Raw genomic sequence first — 16604 nt, 5'->3', positions numbered from 1 at the left:
GCTATAATGGAACTCGTTTGAACAATGGTTTATAGAGAAGTGACTAGATTGAAGAGGTGTAAGATGATTTATTTCGATAATAGTGCGACGACCATGATAGAGAGTACGGTTTTAGAGACGTATAATACAGTGAATCGACTATATTATGGTAATCCGTCTAGTCTGCATGCAATAGGAGAAACGGCGTCTGGTCTACTTAAACAGTCCCGTAGTTTAACAGCAGATCTACTAGGTGTTCTTCCAGAAGAAATTTTTTTTACTAGTGGTGGTACTGAAGGAGACAACTGGGTCATCAAGGGTACAGCGATAGAGAAAATTTCATCCGGAAAGCACTTGATTACAACACAGAGTGAGCATCCAGCAGTGCTTGAAGCTTTTAAACAATTGGAACTTCTAGGTTGGGACGTCACTTATCTTCCAGTAGATCAGTTCGGTATGATTTCGTTAGAAGACTTGAGAAATGCACTGAATAAAGATACGGTACTTGTTTCCATTATGGCAGTAAATAACGAAACTGGGAGTATTCAACCGATAGAAGAAATCGGTAGACTACTCGAAGCGTATCCAACTGTTCACTTTCATGTTGATGCAGTGCAAGCAATTGGAAAATCGGATATCAAGTTAGGGAAGACTAGTCGAATCGATATGGCTGTATTTTCTGGACATAAATTTCATGGACCAAAAGGAACAGGATTTGTTTATATAAAGAATGGTAGAAAACTTTCGCCTCTTTTGAGCGGTGGAGGTCAAGAAGCAAACGCAAGGAGCGGAACGGAAAATATTCCAGGAATTGTTTCCATGGCTAAAGCGTTAAAGATACTCTTACAGTCAAAGGAAGAAAAGCAGCTCGTTATGAATGAAATGATGGATATGCTGAAAAAAGATCTAAGCACACGTAGTAAGGTTATGGTATTTTCTCCTGAGCAGCATGCTCCGCATATTCTGTGCTTTGGGATCAAAGGTATCAGAGGAGAAGTTCTTGTGCATGCTCTGGAAAAAAGAGAGATCTATGTATCGACTACAAGTGCTTGTTCAAGTAAAAAACAAAGTGAATCTAGTTCATTGATTGCAATGGGGATTCCTAGAAAACAAGCTGAAACAGCTATTAGAGTCAGTTTATCTGAATGGAATACAGTAGAGGAGATGACGCAGTTCATCGACCATTTTGATGAGATTTACAAAGGATTTAATGGGATTTTTTAGAATAGAAATTGAGGGATCAGATGATTACAGAAGTTATGGCAAGATATGGAGAATTATCAACTAAAGGTAAAAATCGTAAATTATTTATTAAACAACTAGGTAAAAATGTAGCGTATGTATTAAATGACTTTCCAGCGCTCACGATTAAAGCGAATAGAGATCGATTGCATATCGAATTAAATGGAGAAGCATACGAAGAAATCGTAGATCGTTTGAAAAAGGTCTTTGGTATTCAAACCATTTCTCCTGTTATAAAAGTGGATAAAACGATTGAGCAAGCAAATCGTGCGGCACTCTATTTATTGAATCAAGAGTATGAAGACGGTAAAACATTCAAAATCACAGCTAGAAGAGCCGATCATGACTGGGATTTTGAAACAAACGAAGCGAATCAAATCATAGGTCAGTTTATTACAGAAGCTATACCTGGAATCAAAGTGAAAATGAAAAATCCAGATATCAATATCAGAGTTGAAATTAGATTAGATGGTATTTTCCTATCTACTGACTCTATTCAAGGAGCCGGTGGACTTCCAGGAGGAACAAGCGGAAAAGGAATGTTGATGATCTCTGGAGGAATTGATTCTCCGGTAGCAGGCTATTATGCATTGAAAAGAGGAATAGAATTAGAAGCTGTCCATTTTCATAGTCCGCCCTATACAAGCCCACAGGCGCTTCAAAAAGCAAAAGACCTTACGGGGAAATTAGTTGAATTTACTGGACCCATTACATTTATTGAAGTACCTTTCACTGAGATACAGGAAACAATCAAGAAATATGTGCCTCAAGGTTACATTATGACCATAACGAGACGCATGATGTTGCGATTGACAGACACCTTACGTGCACAGCGAAGTGGCTTAGCCATTATTAATGGAGAATCGCTTGGACAAGTAGCTTCACAGACTTTGGAAAGCCTATCTGTAATCTCAGAAGTAACCCACACACCGGTTCTTAGACCGCTGATTTCAATGGACAAGAATGATATCATCAAAATTGCAGAAGAGATCGATACTTTTGATCTATCCATTCTGCCTTATGAAGATTGCTGCACAATATTTTCCCCACCTAAACCGCGGACAAAGCCAAAGTTGTCTCATGTGTTGGAAAACGAAGCTAAAATAGACGTTGAAGGCATGATTGAGAGAGCTTTAGCAGGAATTACTATTGTAGAAATCGGTCTGAATCAGTCGAAGGAAACAGATCAGAAAGCATTATTCGAAGACCTTCTGTAGATTTTGTTGTACAAACAGCTTGCTTATCGTTAAAATGAAACTATTAAAAGATAGAAAGAGGTTATCAGCATGGATGTTAAAATGAAAGGTAAACCACTTACTACTAATGGAGAGATACCGGCTAAAGGGTCGCAAGCTCCAGCGTTCACTTTAAAAGATTTAAATGACCAATCAGTATCCCTTGAAGATTACAAAGGATATGTTGTTTTGATCAGTACGTTTCCGGATATTAATACGAGTACGTGCTCAAGACAGACCGGTAAATTTAATGAAATGGCAAGTACTTTGAAAGATACTAAAATTATTTCTATATCTTCAAACACCGTTGAAGAGCAAAAAGACTGGTGTGCTGCAAAATCAATCGACATGGATCTGTTGCATGATAGTGAAAGAAGTTTCTCTAAAGATTATGGGCTTTATGTAGAAGAAATGGATAAAACTGCTCGAGCAGTTCTTGTGCTAAATAGACAAGGTCAAGTTGTCTATAATGAAGTCGTTAAAGAAATGTCGGAAGATCCAAACTATGAAGCAGCGGTTGCGGCTGCCAAACATGAAGAAGCAGAGATATCTTAAATAAAGCTTTATTTTCAAAGAGTAGTTTGATAGAATATCAATAAATCATAAAAGATCAACTAATTGAATATAGAGCAATGATCAAGAGAAGTATCTGTCGTGTATTCTGTTTAAGAGAATGGGTGTCTGCTGTAAATCCCTAACAGAACCAATAGAGAAGTAGCTTGAGAGCTAACAGAGTGAAATTTGAGTAACTTTGTTTGAAGTAACGGATCATTACATCCGTATATGAAGAGGTTTAAAGGCACGGTCGTGTTCTTTAATCAATTTAGGTGGTACCGCGAATCAAGAGCATTCGTCCTATTGTTATAGGACGAATGCTCTTTTTATTTTGTGTTTAATTTGATGTTGAAAATAGGAGATGAGTATATGACAGAAGAAATTAGCATGTCAAAAAAGTATCAGCCTACTCAAGTAGAAGCCGGCAGATACGAACAATGGATCGAAAAAGATTTATTTAAGCCAAGTGGAGATGAAAAAGCAGAGCCTTATTCAATCGTGATTCCACCTCCGAACGTAACTGGGAAGTTACATTTAGGTCATGCTTGGGATACAACACTACAAGATATTATTATTCGTCAAAAAAGAATGCAAGGATACGACACTTTATGGCTTCCAGGAATGGATCATGCGGGGATTGCTACCCAAGCTAAAGTAGAAGAAAAATTAGCACAAGACGGAATCTCTCGTTATGATCTAGGAAGAGAAAAATTCTTAGAAAAGGTATGGGACTGGAAAGAAGAGTATGCATCAAACATCAGAGCGCAATGGGCTAAAGTCGGTATTTCCGTTGATTATAGTCGTGAGCGATTCACGCTTGATGAAGGATTAAATGATGCTGTTAAAAAGGTCTTTGTTGATCTCTACAACAAAGGATTGATCTACCGTGGAGAATACATTATCAACTGGGATCCTAAAGCTCAAACGGCTTTGTCTGATATTGAAGTTGACCATAAAGATGTTAATGGTGCGTTCTATCACATGAAGTATCCTTTAACAGACGGCTCTGGAGAAGTTGAGATTGCAACAACAAGACCAGAAACGATGCTTGGTGATACGGCTGTTGCTGTACACCCAGAAGATGATCGCTATAAAGATCTAATCGGTAAAACACTTAAATTACCTTTAGTAGGTAGAGAGCTTCCAATCATTGCAGACGATTACGTTGAAATGGATTTTGGAACAGGTGTGGTTAAAATTACACCAGCTCATGATCCAAATGACTTTGAAGTGGGTAATCGTCATAATCTAGAGAGAATCAATGTGATGGATAATGATGGTTCAATGAATGATCTGGCTGGAGAATACGCAGGAATGGATCGTTTTGAAGCGCGTAAAGCCATTATTAAAGATCTAAAAGAACAAGGATATTTGATTAAAGTAGAAGAAATGGTTCATAGTGTAGGACACTCTGAAAGAACAGGAGTCGTAGTTGAACCAAGACTATCTACTCAGTGGTTCGTAAAAATGGATTCACTTTCAAAGCAGGCAATAGATAATCAGGGAACTGAAAATAAAGTTCATTTCGTTCCTGAACGATTTGAGAAAACATTTAATAACTGGATGGGAAATGTACATGATTGGGTTATTTCAAGACAATTATGGTGGGGCCATCGTATTCCAGCTTGGTATCATAACGAAACTGGAGAAATGTATGTTGGAGAAACAGAACCTAAAGATATTCAAAACTGGACGCAAGATAATGATGTTTTAGATACTTGGTTTAGTTCAGCGCTATGGCCATTTTCAACAATGGGCTGGCCGAATGAAGACTCTGAAGATTTCAAGAGATACTTCCCAACAAGTACGCTAGTAACAGGATATGACATCATATTCTTTTGGGTAAGTCGTATGATTTTTCAAAGTTTGGAATTCACGGAAGAACGTCCATTTAAAAATGTATTAATTCACGGATTGATTCGAGACGAGCAAGGAAGAAAAATGAGTAAGTCTTTAGGCAACGGGATTGATCCTATGGAAGTAATCGACAAGTACGGTGCAGATGCTTTACGCTGGTTCCTGTCGAACGGTTCAGCACCCGGTCAAGATGTCCGCTTTAGTTATGAAAAAATGGATGCCGCTTGGAATTTCATCAACAAAATTTGGAATGCCAGTCGATATGTCATCATGAATCTAGAAGACTTTGACTTAAAAGACATGAACTTAAGTGGTAAACAATCAATCGCTGATAAATGGATCTTAGCTAGATTGAATGAAACCATTGCACAAGTAACCGATCTCTTTGAGAAGTTTGAATTTGGAGAAGGCGGAAGAGCACTTTACAAATTCATCTGGGATGACTATTGTGACTGGTATATTGAAATGAGTAAAGAAATTCTCTTCAATGGTTCACATGAAGAGAAAAACTCTACACGAAGCATTTTGGTGCATGTTCTAGATCAAACACTTAAGTTATTGCATCCAGTTATGCCATTCGTTACAGAAGAGATTTGGGAGAATATGCCACACTCTGGAGAGTCTCTCGTTGTTGCGGAGTATCCTCAAGTGAATGGTGACTTTGAAGACGAAGAAGCTGTTAGCAATATGAACATGCTAATTGAACTAATTCGTTCTATAAGAACGATTCGAGCTGAAGTGAACCGTCCATTATCTAAAAAGATCGATATTCTAGTTCGTGCGAAATCAGATAAAGAAAAACAATTCCTTACAGATAATAAGAGTTTCATTGAGAGATTCTGTAATCCAGAAACTTTAACGATCGATACAACCGTATCAGTACCTGATGAGGTTAAGACGGCAGTGATTTCAGGAGCGGATATCTTTTTACCTCTTGCTGGATTAGTAGATGTTGATGAAGAAATTGAGCGTTTAAGCAAAGAACTGGATAAATGGGCACAAGAGATCAAACGGGTGGAAGGTAAGTTATCAAACCAGAAGTTTGTTGCCAATGCACCTGAGAAAATTGTTGAAGAAGAAAGAGCAAAAGAAAGTGAATACAGAGAAAGACAAGCTTCTGTTGCAGACCAGCTTGAAAAACTCAAAGCTTTAAAAGGAGCAGAGTAATGAGTAAAGTAAAAACCGTCATATTTGATATGGATGGACTGATCTTCGATACAGAAAAAATTTATTATCAGTCCAATCAATCCATTGCAGATCAAATCGGTCTGCCATTCACATATGAATTTTACGAAAAATATGTTGGTGCCAGTGATAAAGATTTTTTTGCAGCCTTACATGATGAATATAAGAATGAATCTTTAGTTGAAGAATTTATTCAAAAAAGTCAAATTGATATTCATGAGACCCTTTTAAAGACGACGATTCCTAAGAAAAAAGGATTGCTCAAATTACTTGGATTTCTGAAAGATCAGCAGATTGAGATGGTTGTTGCTTCTTCTACTGAACGGAGTATGGTAGAAACTTTGATTAAAAATGCCGGAATTGCCGATTATTTCATCGGAGTTGTAGGTGGAAACGAAGTTGAGAATTCTAAGCCAGATCCTGCAATCTTTTTGAAAGCAATTAGTCTGACAACAGCTAAAAAAGAAGAAGCTGTTGTTTTGGAAGACTCATTGAATGGCGTAAGAGCAGCACATGCTGCAAATATCCCAGTACTGATGGTACCGGATTTGCTCACTCCAAATGAGGAAGCCAAAGATAAAGCTACGCATATTATTGAAGATTTAACTAAAGTGATCGACTATGTAAAAAACAAGGCTAAATAAATCAATAATCTATTTTTCCGTAAGTATATAGAAGAGAGAGGTGATCGTTTGCCTCTCTCTTTTTTATATAGAGGAGGACTTTTATGACCGTCTTAACGCAAAAATTTATAGATGTACCGGAACAATCCAGACCAAGAGAACGACTAAATGAATATGGTGCGAAGGCACTCGCAAACCATGAGTTGCTTGCTATACTCTTAAGAACTGGGACTAGAAATTTGAACGTACTACAGCTCAGTATGAATGTTTTATCTGAGTTTGATGATTTGTTTTCTCTTCGTCATGTTAGCGTGGAAGAACTAATGAGAATCCAGGGGATCGGAAAAGCCAAGGCGATAGAGCTGGTTGCGGCAATTGAATTAGGTGGGCGGGTCGCAAGAGCTTCTCAGATTAAAGAAGGTACGGTGACTTCAAGTTCATATATAGGCAATCTGCTTCAAGAAGAATTAGGAGGATTGCACCAAGAACATGTTATGGCAATCTATCTGAATACAAAAAACGAAATCATAAAAAAAGAAACGGTATTTAAAGGTAGTTTGAATAGTTCTGTTGCGCATCCGAGGGAAATTTTTAGAGGTGCAGTGAAATACGCTGCAGCGAGAATTATCATAGCTCATAATCATCCTTCTGGTAATCCAGATCCTTCAGAAGCTGATATTTCTTTTACTGAAAGAATGATTAAAGCAGGCGAGATGATAGGGATTGATTTACTGGATCATATTATTGTTGGGGAAAATTCTTATATCAGTTTAAAAGAGTGCGGACTGATCTAATTATATAACCGTACATGAAATTGGTAAAATAGAACTCTCTTTTTTTGAGAAAGCGTTAGTAAAAAGTTTATAAATTTCAAAATTAATTTCAAGTAAATTTTATTTAATTGAAGTAATTGCTTGCGTTATTAAAAAAAGCATGGTATAGTTTACTTAGCATTTTGTTAGGGAAAGAAAAAAGATATGTGTAATAACATTCCGATTCGTTACCATAGCAATAATGTGAAATATAATGTGCTTACGGCACGAGGAGGAAAAAGTAATATGGAAAATGGTACAGTAAAATGGTTTAACGCAGAAAAAGGTTTTGGCTTCATCGAACGTGAAGGTGCAGATGATGTATTCGTACACTTCTCAGCTATCAACGAAGAAGGATTCAAATCATTAGAAGAAGGACAAGCTGTAACTTTCGACATCGAAGAAGGCGCACGCGGACCTCAAGCTGCTAACGTAGAAAAAGCTTAATTAAACTTAAAAATTTTCAACCGAGAGAGCGTCTAACGCTCTCTCGGTTTTTTAATTACCCAGAAAAGATTTTATCTTCAAGGGTTACATAGAATCTATAGGTATTTTTCATGTCCTATGTTAGAATTAAGCAACAATTTGAGTTTCTTCTATCAAATTGGTGTCAAATATAAAAAAAGAATTAAAGTCACAATCTAGTAGTGAAAAATTCTTTATAAAAAGGTACAATGAAGCAATGAATCTTTGCAATTAAACGAATAAATATCTAACAAAGATCGTAATGTTTTATTTTGAGAGGGGAACGAACACGTGCGTTGGTTTAACAAAAAAGGAATCGGGATTGATTTAGGCACAGCGAATACAAATGTTTATGTAGAAGGAAAAGGTATCGCTATAGGAGAACCTTCCGTTGTTGCTAAAGATAATACAACAGGAGAAGTCGTCTCAGTAGGCCTAGACGCTCAAAAAATGATTGGCCGTACTCCTGGAAGTATTGTAGCCATCCGTCCAATGAAAGACGGCGTTATCGCAGATTACGATACAACGATCGCGATGATGGAATACTTTATTTCTAAAGGAACAGGCAAAAAAAATTCCAAGCCAAGTGTCATTGTATGTGTACCTGGTGGAGGAACTGAAGTAGAAAAAAGAGCCATTATTGATGCAACTAAAATGGCGGGCGCAAGCGAAGCGTTCTTAATTGAAGAGCCATTTGCTGCTGCAATTGGAGCAGGTTTACCAGTTAACGATCCTACCGGAAGCATGGTAGTAGATATCGGAGGCGGTACAACAGACGTTGCGACGATTTCACTGGGCGGTATCGTCAGTAGTCGTACAATTAAATTGGCTGGAGATCAGATGGATATTTCAATTATCCACTATATCCGTAATAAATATAATTTATTAATTGGAGAAAGAACGGCTGAATCAGTGAAAATGGAACTTGGTTGTGCTTCAATTGAAGCAGCAAAAGAACTAGGTTCTACAGAAATCCGAGGTAGAGATTTGTTGACAGGTTTACCGAAAACGATTGAAATCTCAGCTGTTGATATCGCTGAAGCTATCCAAGAAGTTGTAGACAGCATTGTAATTGCTGTAAAAGGAACGCTTGAAGATACATCTCCAGAAATCTCAGCAGATGTTATCGATAGAGGAATCGTCTTGACAGGTGGAGGCGCCATGCTGAAACACCTAAGTGAAGTGATTGCAGAGCAAACTGAAGTACCTGTATTTGTTGCGAATGATCCATTGAACTGTGTAGCAATTGGTACTGGAGAAGCTTTAAATCATCTAGACCTTTACCGTAAACAAAGCAGATAATTAAATTGGATAACTGAAATAGGCGGGAAGGGCTACTTCCCGCTTATTTATTGAATTCAAGTGAAGTGAAAAGCTGCTCAGAGATGATCTGATTTTTTTATAGATGGCTTTATAAAAACTACGAATATGCTTGGAATTATGGTAAAATGACCAAAGCTATAGTATTTGAGGTGTGAGAAGTGAACCAATTTTTTACAAACAAAAAAATGATTGTATTACTAGTGAGTGTTATATTATTTGTGTCGCTACTGTCTTTATCTTTGACGCAAGCCGGTTCATCTAATTTTGTACAGCAGTTTACAAACGATATCACAGCAGTTACAGGACGGATTTTTGCTAAGCCAGTTAATGCGGTGAATGATCTTTTTGGTTCGATTGATCGATTACAGGATACTTTTGAAGAAAATCAGCGATTAAAAAAAGAGATTGACCGTATTTATGAAACACAGGCTGAACTTGCAGTATTAAGAGACGAAAATCAAATCATGCAAGAAGAACTCGATTTACAGAACTCTTTAACGGATTTCCAAACGATTACTGGATCTGTCATTTCTAGAAATCCAGACGCTTGGGTTGATCAAGTGACCATTGACCGAGGAAGTCAGGATGGTCTGGAAAATGGCATGTCTGTTATGTCCAATAACGGTTTAATTGGGAGAGTTGTTGAAACCAACCCAACAAGTTCTAAAGTCGTTCTTTTGACAAACCTTGAAGGATCTTCAAATCAAGTTTCTGCGGAAATCTTATCAGAAGAAGTGATTAATGGACTCATCAGTGGTTACGATGTAGAAACGAATCGATTAATCATGACTCAAATAACGTCTACTGCAGAAATTGCAGAAGGAGAACAAGTGATTACTTCCGGTTTAGGAGGATCTATACCTCGTTCGCTGGTTATTGGAACGGTAGATGAAGTTACAATGGATGACCATGGGCTAGCACAAAGAGTTTATATCAAACCAGCTGCTGATTTTGAGCATATTCGATATGTGACGATTATTAATCGTACTGCTGAAAGCGGGGAATAAGAATGAGTCAATGGAAGAAGATTCTTTATCCCCTAATACTCCTTTTAGTAGCCTTGCTACTAGATGGAGTGCTGACGGCTCAATTAAAAGCGGTATTCTCAACGGACGTAGGAACAATTGTTCCAAGACTCACAGTACTTGTGTTACTGATCCTTTCTTTCTATCTGAGCTTTAAACACATTATATGGCTCTCTTTGATTATGGGATTCTTATATGATAGTTATTATACTGGGTATTTAGGTATCTATATGGCTACATTTACATTGATTGCCTATGTGATTCTTCAACTTAGAAGTTATTTCAAGCCTAATTTACTGATTTACGTACTGTTAAGTGTCGTCGTTATTACACTTTTAGAGTTTTTTGTATTCGGAGTTTACCGGGCCATTAATATTACGCAGCTATCTATGCAACTTTTCATTGTAGAGCGTTTGGGTATTAGCTTACTCTTCAATGGTATTATGATGTTAATCATAGGTTATCCTGTTGATAAGATAGGTCAGAAGGTCGTACAAAAAGAAGAGATGAGATTTAAAAGATAAGCTTCATTTGATAGAAACAATAAGTGAAATAGTGGAATGCCAATCTTTATTACAGAGGTGAAAAACTTGCAGAAGATTGTAACGCTTAAAGGAACGAAAGAAGGATTTCAATTACTAGTTGACCAGTCAGCTTCGTTTCTTACAATCGTTGAAGAAACGACAAAACTGATTAACCCATTAAAAAAGGAAGCTACAGCCGCGAAACCAATCGAATTGACGATCAAAACTGGAAATCGATTGTGGAACGAGAAAGAAAAAGAAGAAATCAGAACGCTGATTGAAGAAAAGTCCTATCTGAAAATTAAAGCGATTGATTCAGAAGTCGTTAAAATACAAAGAGCTTTAGAGTGGCATGATGAAGTCAGCACGAAGCTTGAAGTCAGCACGGTTCGTAGCGGTCAAATCATTGATGTAGAAGGTGATTTACTGTTAGTTGGTGGCGTACATCCAGGCGGGACTGTGAAAGCTTCTGGTAGTATCTATATTATTGGAGACCTCAGAGGTATTGCTCATGCGGGGACGAAAGGTAAAGAACAAGCTGTTGTCATTGCTAATTTTTCTTACAATGCACAAGTTCGTATCGCTGATCATGTACATGTAGTCGATACTGCTGAAAAAGAAACACAGGATACTGCAGCAAAATTTGAAGTGGTTTATTTGGATGACTTACATATTTTGAGAGTGTCGCCACTCAATGAATTGAAAAAGATTAGACCAGAATTAGGAAATGTTACAGGAGGATTAATCAATGGGTAAAGCCATCGTTATAACATCAGGTAAAGGCGGAGTTGGAAAAACAACTTCAACGGCTAATATTGGTACTGCATTAGCGCTACAAGGGAAAAAAATCTGCCTAGTCGATATGGATATTGGATTGAGAAATCTGGATGTCATACTAGGTCTAGAAAATAGAATTATATATGATATCGTGGATGTGCTTGAAGGACGTGCTAAGCTTCACCAAGCCATTATCAAAGATAAAAGATTCAATGATCAGCTATTTTTACTACCTGCAGCTCAGCATGCGGATAAAAACGTCATCAATGAAGATCAGATGATTGAACTGATTAGCGAGTTAAAGAAAGATTACGATTATGTACTCATCGACTGCCCAGCAGGAATCGAACAAGGATTTAAAAATTCAATTGCAGCAGCAGATGACGCTATTCTTATAACTACTCCAGAAATTTCGGCCATCAGAGATGCAGATAGAATCATCGGTTTAGTAGAACAGACTAAGATTGGTTCACCAAAACTAGTCATTAACAGAATTAGAAAGCGCATGATGCAACAAGGAGATGTCATGGATATAGATGAGATTACGAGACATCTTTCTGTTAAGCTTTTAGGAATTGTTTTTGAAGATGATGAAGTCGTCCGTTCTTCAAACAAAGGAAATCCAGTTGCGTTAGATCCGGATAATATTTCTTCTCAGGGATACAGAAATATAGCACGAAGAATTCTTGGAGAAACGGTGCCTTTAATGACACTTAAAGAAGAGAAGAAATCATTCTGGCAAAAGATATTTAACAAAAACTAATTGACTTGAATAGTTTGTTTTGGTATGATAGTAATGTTGTATTTGTGCCGCACCACAGCTACAACCGCTCGTATATGAGTTTTCAAGATCTGATTAAGGTCACTTATAACGGCGAGTCTTAGTGCAATAGAAAGCATAGCGTTTTGCGGTGTGCTTTACTAAATAAGGAGGTGCAACAAACATGTATGCAATCATCAAAACAGGTGGCAAACAAATCAAAGTAGAAGAAGGAAAAGCAATCTTCGTTGAGAAATTAGAAGGTGAAGCTGGAGATTCTGTTACTTTTGGTGAAGTATTGTTTGTTGGAGGAGACAACGCAATCGTTGGAACTCCAACAGTTGAGGGAGCTTCAGTAGAAGCTATCATCGAGAAACAGGGACGTGCTAAGAAAGTTACTACGTTCAAGTATCGTCGTAGAAAAGACTCTCATACTAAACGTGGACATCGTCAACCATACACTAAAGTAACAATCAACTCGATTAAAACAAAGTAAGCGAAAGAAGGATTTTAAATGATTCAAGCGCATTTTGATCGTTTGAAGAATAACCAAATCATTTCTATCGAGATTTCTGGTCATGCAGACTCTGGTCCATACGGACAAGATCTTGTATGCGCGGCAGTTTCGGCGCTTAGTATTGGAGCGATAAATAGTATAATAGAGCTGGCTAAATTGACGCCTTCTATTGATATCGATGAAGAAAATGGAGGTTATCTTTCCATGACTCTTCCAGACAATCGATCTGAAGAACAGTCTAATGTAGCTCAGATTTTATTGGAAAGTTTATTGCTATCGCTTAAAAGTGTACAGGAAGAGTCCCCAAAATATATCAAGATTAAACAGACTAAATAAAGATGGAGGTGCATTCTAATGTTGAAAATGAATTTACAGTTGTTCGCACACAAAAAAGGTGGCGGGTCTACAACTAACGGTCGTGACTCTCAATCAAAACGTTTAGGCGCTAAACGTGGAGATGGTCAAGTCGTTTCAGGTGGTTCAATTTTATTCCGTCAACGCGGAACTAAAATCTATCCTGGAGAAAACGTTGGAAAAGGCGGAGACGATACTCTATTTGCAAAAATTGATGGCGTTGTTCGTTTCGAACGTAAAGGTAAAAACAAAAAACAAGTATCTGTTTATCCAGTAGCTAACTAATTTAACGGACTAATTCGTTAAGATGTCTGCCTAAACGGAAACTTTAAGGAATTATGAAGATCTAAGTTAATGGATCCTCATAATTCCTTTTTTGTTAGTGTGAATCCTTATTTTAATCTCTTGAGAAAACCAATAGAATCAGTTAAAATGAATATGTTACAGAGTTAAATTTTTCGATTACTTGACCGATTATTTCGTAACGCACACGTTTAGCAACAAAAGCTATTTTTCTCGATTCCAATTCTAGATTCTAGCTTGACGTGTACGGAATGAAGTGTCTTAGTCTTGTAGAAAGGCGGGCTAAAGTGTCGACAGAACATATCGAATCTGTTTACCAAGTTCTGGATCAATCTGCTATGATGCTTAAAGAAGATCTTCAGGTCTCTTACATGGAAGCTTTGATTGAAACAGGAGAAAATTTGCTGGATAACAAAACCGTTCGTATTTTGGATGGTAAACCATCCAAATACACTCAAGATGAACTTGAAGCTCTGTATGAGCAAGTAGATCTTTCAGAAATCGCTTCAAATGAGTTGAGACAGGCAATACAACTTTCAATATTGAGAGGAATGCGTGAAGATTTTGTTCAAGCAAACCACCAGATGACACCAGACTCTATTGGGTCATTAATGGCTTACTTGGTAGAAGTCTTAGCACCACCGAAACCAGAAGCCCCGTACCATTTACTGGATCTATCTATAGGAACGGGTAACTTGACCTATACACTCTTTCATTTCTTGAATAGAGACAATAGAATGATTCAGCTTTCAGGAATAGATAATGATGAGTTACTTCTGTCTTTAGCCGCTACTAGTGCAGCTCTTCAGGATGTAACCATTAGCTTAACGCTCCAAGATGCTTTAAGTAATCTGCTCATTGAACCAGCGGATACAATTGTATCCGACTTACCAGTAGGATATTATCCGTTAGATGAACAAGCTGAAAAGTTCGAAACTTCATTTTCGACAGGACACTCCTTTACCCATCATCTGATGATTGAACAGGGAATGAACTATCTGAAAGAAGGGGGCTTTGGGTTTTATCTGGTACCTTCAAATCTTTTTGAATCAGAAGAAGCCAAAGACTTACTTGCATTTATCCAGAAAGTAGGCCACTTTCAAGGAATGCTTACACTACCTAAAGAATTATTCAAAACAGAACAGTCCAGAAAATCGATTCTAATTGTTCAAAAAAATGGTGTGGGTACCCAACAGGCTAAAGAAGTCTTGTTAGCAACTGCTCCTGATTTTAAGAATTTACCAGCTATGCAAGCTTTAATAGCTGAAATAACGCAATGGAAACATAATTTTCTGAACTAATTAACTATAAAAGGAGAGACATGATGTCTAAGACAATTGCTATTAATGCTGGAAGTTCCAGCTTGAAATGGAAACTTTTTGAAATGCCTGAAGAAACTGTATTAGCTTCTGGTATCGTAGAACGTATCGGATTGAACGATTCGATTTTCACAATTAAATACGGTGAAGGTCAAAAATATAAAGAAGTATTAGATATTAATGATCATGAAGTTGCTGTTGAAATGTTACTAAAACAATTAACTGAATTAAACATTATTGAAGACTTCGATGAAATTACGGGTGTAGGGCACCGTGTTGTTGCTGGTGGAGAAATCTTCCAAGATTCAGCACGTGTTACAGACGAAGTCATTGATCAAATCGAAGAGCTTTCTGAATTTGCACCACTTCACAACCCAGCTAACGCTACTGGAATTAGAGCTTTCCGTAAAATTTTACCAGATATCACAAGTGTTGCTGTATTTGATACTTCTTTCCACCAAACAATGCCGAAGGTAAATTATATGTATAGTATTCCAATGGAATATTACAAAAAGCACAATGCACGTAAATACGGTGCACACGGAACAAGCCATAAATATGTAGCGGAACGTGCTGCTGAAATGATGGGTAAACCAGTTGAAGATCTTAAAATCATTACGTGTCATCTAGGTAATGGTGCTTCAATTACTGCTGTTGATGGAGGGAAATCTGTTGATACGTCAATGGGATTCACACCTTTAGCGGGAGTAACAATGGGTACTCGTTCTGGTGATATCGACGCTTCATTACTTCCATTCTTAATGGAAAAAGAAGGTATTGATAACATTAACGACATGATCTATATCTTGAACAATGAATCAGGCTTAAAAGGTCTTTCTGGTATCTCAAGTGATATGCGTGATCTTGAAGATGTAGAACATACAAATGAAGATGCTGCCTTAGCACTTCGCATTTTTGAAGATAGAGTTAGAAAATATGTAGGTTCATACGCAGCAACAATGAACGGCGTAGATGCAATCGTATTTACTGCTGGTATTGGTGAGAATGGTGTTGAGACACGCGAGAACGTGATCAACGGATTGACATTCTTAGGAGCTGAAATTGATACTGAGAAAAATGATGTTCGTGGAGACGAGCGCTTTATCTCTACTGAAGATTCTAAAGTTAAAGTCTTACTTGTTCCAACTGATGAAGAAGTCATGATTGCTCGTGACGTTGAAAAACTTAGATAACAACTAAATAAAAGCACATTGCCTTTATGAGGAAGGGCAATGTGCTTTTTTGCATGTTGTTATTTAATTAAGTTATTTTTCACATCTGTTCGAACGACCAGTACATCACAATCTGCGTGTCGAATGACATATTCAGAAACGGAACCCACAAATATTCGCTCAACAGCATTTAGTCCTGTAGCACCTAGCATAATCAAATCGACATCGTTAGACTCAGGAATTTGTTTAGCAACCATTACTTTTGGAGAACCATATTCAAGTACAATTTTCACATTAGAAACGCCGTCTTTTTCAGCTTCAGCTTTGTACTGTTCTAAAGTGTTCTGCGCTTCTTCTCTGGCATTATCAGCAATGGATCCATCAAAAGTAGAAAAAGACTGATAAGCACGTGTATCTATAACATGAGCTAAAACTAGAGCAGCACGATTTCGTTCGGCCACAGCAACGGCTTTTTTGAAAGCTTTTTCTGCCGCCTGAGAACCATCAACAGCAACGAGTATTTTATTGTATTCTTGTAACATAGGGATTCCTCTCCTTTGTATTCAAGTTTTCTGTA

The 16604-nt window shown here is 37.5% G+C and carries 18 protein-coding genes and 2 other annotated features; of the genes, 17 read left to right on the top strand and 1 reads right to left on the bottom strand.

Annotated features, from left to right (window positions below; translation table 11 throughout):
• The first annotated feature begins 63 nt into the window (after positions 1–63).
• From VXN63_RS03520 to VXN63_RS03440, 17 genes are all read left to right on the top strand, one after another.
• Positions 64–1203: a cysteine desulfurase family protein gene (locus VXN63_RS03520; RefSeq protein WP_327756561.1), complete on the top strand. Its 1140-nt coding sequence runs from the start codon at positions 64–66 to the stop codon at positions 1201–1203.
• A 20-nt stretch (positions 1204–1223) separates the two neighbouring features.
• Positions 1224–2438 (top strand): tRNA uracil 4-sulfurtransferase ThiI, encoded by a 1215-nt coding sequence (gene thiI / locus VXN63_RS03515; RefSeq protein ID WP_327756560.1) that lies wholly within the window; start codon positions 1224–1226, stop codon positions 2436–2438.
• Positions 2439–2507: 69 nt separating this feature from the next.
• On the top strand, positions 2508–3011 hold the full coding sequence (tpx, locus tag VXN63_RS03510) for a thiol peroxidase (protein WP_327756559.1): 504 nt from the start codon (positions 2508–2510) through the stop codon (positions 3009–3011).
• A 68-nt stretch (positions 3012–3079) separates the two neighbouring features.
• Positions 3080–3317, top strand: a binding site (T-box leader).
• A gap of 63 nt (positions 3318–3380) precedes the next feature.
• Positions 3381–6035 (top strand): valine--tRNA ligase, encoded by a 2655-nt coding sequence (locus tag VXN63_RS03505; protein ID WP_327756558.1) that lies wholly within the window; start codon positions 3381–3383, stop codon positions 6033–6035.
• Positions 6035–6697 carry an HAD family hydrolase gene (locus tag VXN63_RS03500; RefSeq protein ID WP_327756557.1) on the top strand — a complete coding sequence of 221 codons (663 nt, stop codon included), beginning with the start codon at positions 6035–6037 and terminating at the stop codon, positions 6695–6697. Before VXN63_RS03505 ends, VXN63_RS03500 begins: the two co-directional genes overlap by 1 nt.
• A gap of 83 nt (positions 6698–6780) precedes the next feature.
• Entirely contained in the window at positions 6781–7470 is a 690-nt protein-coding gene (gene radC, locus VXN63_RS03495) for a RadC family protein (protein ID WP_327756556.1), read from the top strand.
• A 264-nt stretch (positions 7471–7734) separates the two neighbouring features.
• Positions 7735–7935, top strand: coding sequence for a cold-shock protein (locus VXN63_RS03490; protein ID WP_034302391.1), 201 nt, complete (start codon positions 7735–7737; stop codon positions 7933–7935).
• A gap of 309 nt (positions 7936–8244) precedes the next feature.
• Positions 8245–9255 (top strand): rod shape-determining protein, encoded by a 1011-nt coding sequence (locus tag VXN63_RS03485; protein WP_327756554.1) that lies wholly within the window; start codon positions 8245–8247, stop codon positions 9253–9255.
• A 179-nt stretch (positions 9256–9434) separates the two neighbouring features.
• A complete protein-coding gene (gene mreC / locus VXN63_RS03480; RefSeq protein ID WP_327756553.1) occupies positions 9435–10283 on the top strand; it encodes a rod shape-determining protein MreC in 849 nt (282 codons plus the stop codon).
• A gap of 2 nt (positions 10284–10285) precedes the next feature.
• The gene (mreD, locus tag VXN63_RS03475) at positions 10286–10825 is read left to right on the top strand and encodes a rod shape-determining protein MreD (protein ID WP_327756552.1); all 540 of its coding nucleotides are present in this window, start codon (positions 10286–10288) and stop codon (positions 10823–10825) included.
• A 66-nt stretch (positions 10826–10891) separates the two neighbouring features.
• Positions 10892–11581: a septum site-determining protein MinC gene (locus VXN63_RS03470; protein ID WP_327756551.1), complete on the top strand. Its 690-nt coding sequence runs from the start codon at positions 10892–10894 to the stop codon at positions 11579–11581.
• Entirely contained in the window at positions 11574–12365 is a 792-nt protein-coding gene (gene minD / locus VXN63_RS03465; protein WP_225744296.1) for a septum site-determining protein MinD, read from the top strand. The genes VXN63_RS03470 and minD overlap by 8 nt, the downstream gene beginning before the upstream one ends.
• A 52-nt stretch (positions 12366–12417) precedes the next feature.
• Positions 12418–12494 (top strand) — a sequence feature (ribosomal protein L21 leader region).
• A 52-nt stretch (positions 12495–12546) separates the two neighbouring features.
• Positions 12547–12858 carry a 50S ribosomal protein L21 gene (rplU, locus tag VXN63_RS03460; RefSeq protein WP_225744295.1) on the top strand — a complete coding sequence of 104 codons (312 nt, stop codon included), beginning with the start codon at positions 12547–12549 and terminating at the stop codon, positions 12856–12858.
• Between the two features lie 18 nt (positions 12859–12876).
• A complete protein-coding gene (locus tag VXN63_RS03455; RefSeq protein ID WP_225744294.1) occupies positions 12877–13215 on the top strand; it encodes a ribosomal-processing cysteine protease Prp in 339 nt (112 codons plus the stop codon).
• A 27-nt stretch (positions 13216–13242) separates the two neighbouring features.
• Complete coding sequence (rpmA, locus tag VXN63_RS03450) at positions 13243–13518, top strand: 50S ribosomal protein L27 (protein WP_305067565.1); 276 nt, start codon at positions 13243–13245, stop codon at positions 13516–13518.
• 305 nt (positions 13519–13823) lie between these two features.
• Complete coding sequence (locus VXN63_RS03445; protein ID WP_327756550.1) at positions 13824–14837, top strand: class I SAM-dependent methyltransferase; 1014 nt, start codon at positions 13824–13826, stop codon at positions 14835–14837.
• A 23-nt stretch (positions 14838–14860) separates the two neighbouring features.
• Positions 14861–16048 carry an acetate/propionate family kinase gene (locus VXN63_RS03440; protein ID WP_327756549.1) on the top strand — a complete coding sequence of 396 codons (1188 nt, stop codon included), beginning with the start codon at positions 14861–14863 and terminating at the stop codon, positions 16046–16048.
• 59 nt (positions 16049–16107) lie between these two features.
• On the opposite strand, the gene VXN63_RS03435 is transcribed toward VXN63_RS03440, so the two are convergent.
• Complete coding sequence (locus VXN63_RS03435; RefSeq protein ID WP_327756548.1) at positions 16108–16569, bottom strand: universal stress protein; 462 nt, start codon at positions 16567–16569, stop codon at positions 16108–16110.
• Between the last annotated feature and the right edge of the window lie 35 nt (positions 16570–16604).

Source organism: Marinilactibacillus sp. XAAS-LB27, from assembly GCF_036039175.1.
Lineage (GTDB): Bacteria > Bacillota > Bacilli > Lactobacillales > Carnobacteriaceae_A > Marinilactibacillus.
Note: the sequence above shows the minus strand (reverse complement) of the source record. Positions and strands in the feature narration are given on the sequence as shown.

Excerpts from the sequence above, each read along its gene's own strand:
- rpmA (WP_305067565.1), top strand. The coding sequence starts at position 13,243 with ATGAATTTACAGTTGTTCGCACACAAAAAAGGTGGCGGGTCTACAACT.
- minD (WP_225744296.1), top strand. The coding sequence starts at position 11,574 with ATGGGTAAAGCCATCGTTATAACATCAGGTAAAGGCGGAGTTGGAAAA.
- VXN63_RS03440 (WP_327756549.1), top strand. The coding sequence starts at position 14,861 with ATGTCTAAGACAATTGCTATTAATGCTGGAAGTTCCAGCTTGAAATGG.
- VXN63_RS03520 (WP_327756561.1), top strand. The coding sequence starts at position 64 with ATGATTTATTTCGATAATAGTGCGACGACCATGATAGAGAGTACGGTT.
- rplU (WP_225744295.1), top strand. The coding sequence starts at position 12,547 with ATGTATGCAATCATCAAAACAGGTGGCAAACAAATCAAAGTAGAAGAA.
- tpx (WP_327756559.1), top strand. The coding sequence starts at position 2,508 with ATGGATGTTAAAATGAAAGGTAAACCACTTACTACTAATGGAGAGATA.
- VXN63_RS03435 (WP_327756548.1), bottom strand. The coding sequence starts at position 16,569 with ATGTTACAAGAATACAATAAAATACTCGTTGCTGTTGATGGTTCTCAG.
- radC (WP_327756556.1), top strand. The coding sequence starts at position 6,781 with ATGACCGTCTTAACGCAAAAATTTATAGATGTACCGGAACAATCCAGA.
- mreD (WP_327756552.1), top strand. The coding sequence starts at position 10,286 with ATGAGTCAATGGAAGAAGATTCTTTATCCCCTAATACTCCTTTTAGTA.
- thiI (WP_327756560.1), top strand. The coding sequence starts at position 1,224 with ATGATTACAGAAGTTATGGCAAGATATGGAGAATTATCAACTAAAGGT.
- VXN63_RS03490 (WP_034302391.1), top strand. The coding sequence starts at position 7,735 with ATGGAAAATGGTACAGTAAAATGGTTTAACGCAGAAAAAGGTTTTGGC.
- VXN63_RS03455 (WP_225744294.1), top strand. The coding sequence starts at position 12,877 with ATGATTCAAGCGCATTTTGATCGTTTGAAGAATAACCAAATCATTTCT.
- VXN63_RS03500 (WP_327756557.1), top strand. The coding sequence starts at position 6,035 with ATGAGTAAAGTAAAAACCGTCATATTTGATATGGATGGACTGATCTTC.
- VXN63_RS03505 (WP_327756558.1), top strand. The coding sequence starts at position 3,381 with ATGACAGAAGAAATTAGCATGTCAAAAAAGTATCAGCCTACTCAAGTA.